This is a genomic window from Variovorax sp. 01T439_2 (assembly GCF_056398445.1).
Genome location: NZ_JBFTPJ010000813.1, coordinates 1 through 2742, shown reverse-complemented (window position 1 = coordinate 2742; position 2742 = coordinate 1). Strand labels below are relative to the sequence as shown.

Genomic DNA, 2742 nt, shown 5'->3' with positions numbered 1-2742 from the left:
GCACTGGCCCAGGCGCACGGCCCGCAGCGCGCACGGCAGATGCTGGCGGAGCTCGCCCGCCTCGCGCGGCAGCAGCGCATCGGCTGGCAGCCCGAGCTGGCGACGCCGTACGTCAACACCATCGCGGCGGAAGACCAGCCGCCGTTCCCGGGCGACCTGGCCGTCGAGGAGCGGTTGGCTTCGCTGATGCGCTGGAATGCGCTTGCGATGGTGGCGCGTGCGAACCAGGCTTATGGCGAGCTCGGCGGCCACATCGCGAGCTATGCGAGCGCGGCCGATCTGTTCGAGACGGGGTTCAATCATTTCTTCCATGCGCGCAAGGACACGGGCGAAGGCACACACCGCGGCGACCTCGTGTTCTTCCAGCCCCACAGCGCACCGGGCGTCTATGCCCGCGCCTACCTCGAAGGCCGCCTGACCGAAGAAGACCTCAAGCACTATCGCCAGGAACTCACCGCGCCCGCCTTCACCGAAGGCCGCGGCGCGCGCGGCCTCAGCAGCTACCCGCATCCCTACCTGATGCCGGACTTCTGGCAGTTCCCGACCGGCTCGATGGGCATCGGCCCGATCAGCTCGATCTACCACGCGCGCTTCATGCGCTATCTCACGCACCGCAACCTCTTGAACTGCGAAGGCCGCAAGGTCTGGGGCGTGTTCGGCGACGGCGAGATGGACGAGCCCGAATCGATGAGCGCCCTCACGCTGGCCGCGCGCGAAAAACTCGACAACCTCGTGTGGGTCGTCAACTGCAACCTGCAGCGCCTCGATGGCCCGGTGCGCGGCAACGGCCGCATCATCGACGAGCTCGAGAAGCTCTTTGCCGGGGCAGGATGGAACGTCATCAAGCTGGTCTGGGGCAGCGACTGGGACGGGCTCTTCGCGCAGGACGTGAGCGGTGCGCTGGCGCGCGTGTTCGCCGAAACCGTCGACGGCCAGATGCAGACCTTCGCGGCCAAGGACGGCCGCTTCAACCGCGACAACTTCTTCGGCCAGAACCCCGAGCTCGCGCGCCTGGCCGAAGGCATGACCGACGAGCAGATCGACCGCCTGAAGCGCGGCGGCCACGACCTCGTGAAGATCCATGCCGCCTATGCCGCCGCGGCCGCGCACAAGGGCCGGCCCACCGTGATCCTCGCCCACACCAAGAAGGGCTACGGCATGGGCAGCGCCGCGCAGGGCAAGATGACCACGCACTCGCACAAGAAGATGGGCGACGTCGACCTCATCGAATTCCGCGACCGCTTCAGCCTGCCGCTGACCGATGCGCAAGCCATTGCGATGGACTTCTACCGTCCGCCCGAAGACAGCGCCGAGATGAAGTACCTGCGCAGCCACCGCGAAGCGCTCGGCGGTGCCATGCCGCGCCGCGAGACCGCCTGCGAGGTGGTGCCCAAGCCCGAGATCGCAAGCTACGCGCAGTTTGCGACCGCGGCCGCCGGCAAGGAAATGAGCACCACCATGGCCTTCGTGCGCATGCTGGGCAACCTGCTGAAGGACAAGGCGCTGGGCCCGCGCATCGTGCCCATCGTGGCCGACGAGGCGCGCACCTTCGGCATGGCCAACCTGTTCAAGCAGGTCGGCATCTATTCGAGCGTGGGCCAGCGCTATGCACCCGAGGACATCGGCTCGGTGCTGAGCTACCGCGAAGCCACCGACGGCCAGATCCTCGAGGAAGGCATCAGCGAAGCCGGTGCCATCGCGAGCTGGACGGCCGCGGCCACCAGCTACAGCGTGCACGGCCTCGCGATGCTGCCCTTCTACATCTACTACTCGATGTTCGGCTTCCAGCGCGTGGGCGATGCGATCTGGGCCGCGGCCGACCAGCGCGCGCGCGGCTTCCTGCTGGGCGCCACCTCGGGCCGCACCACGCTCGGCGGCGAAGGCCTGCAGCACCAGGACGGCACGAGCCACCTCGTGGCCGCGACCATTCCCAACTGCAAGGCCTACGACCCGGCCTTTGCGGGCGAGATGGCGGTGATCGTCGACGCGGGCATCCGCGAGATGATGGTCGAGCAGAAGGACGTGTTCTATTACGTCACGCTCATGAACGAGAACTACGCGCAGCCCGACGTGCCGCAAGGCGCGGAGGCCGGCATCCTGCGCGGCTGCTATCGCTTCGGCACGTACGCGCCGGCCTCGGGCAAGGCGAAGAAGAAGGTCACGCTGATGGGCTCGGGCGCGATCCTCACCGAGGTGGTCAAGGCCGCGCAGCGGCTGGCCGATGAAGGCATCGAGGCCGAGGTGTTCAGCGTCACGAGCTGGAGCGAGCTCGCGCGCGACGGCCTGGCTTGCGAGCAGCGCGCGATTGCGGGCGAGAAGGAAGCGGGCGTGCCGTTCGTCGCGCAGCAGCTCGGTGCCGGCAAGGCGCCGATCATCGCCGCCACCGACTACGTGCGCGCCGTGCCCGAGAGCGTGCGCGCCTTCCTGCCCGAAGGCCGCCGCTACCTCACGCTCGGCACCGACGGCTTCGGCCGCAGCGACACGCGCGCGGCGCTGCGCAGCTTCTTCGGGGTGGATGCGGCGAGCATCGCGAACGCGGCGCGCCACGCGCTCGGGTGAGTCCCGCGGACGGCGCCTGGTCGTGCAGGCCTGCGTTAGAGTCGCAGGCCCCCTCCCTTTCGCGCCCATGACCGCCCGCTTCCAATCCATCGCTCCCGGTGCCCGCCTCGCCGACCAGGTGGCCGATGCCTTGGCCGCCGAAGTGCGCAGCGGTCGCCTGTCCGAGGGCGACCGCCTGCCGAC

Annotated in this window: 1 protein-coding gene and 1 pseudogene; both read left to right on the top strand. The window is 69.0% G+C overall.

The genetic code is table 11. The features are described from left to right. Positions 1-2559: alpha-ketoglutarate dehydrogenase (mdeB, locus tag AC1DOC_RS28200; RefSeq protein ID WP_478130971.1), on the top strand; the 2559-nt coding region annotated here is incomplete at its 5' end. A gap of 67 nt (positions 2560-2626) precedes the next feature. After that, positions 2627-2742, top strand: a pseudogene (locus AC1DOC_RS28195) (GntR family transcriptional regulator); the annotation flags it as partial.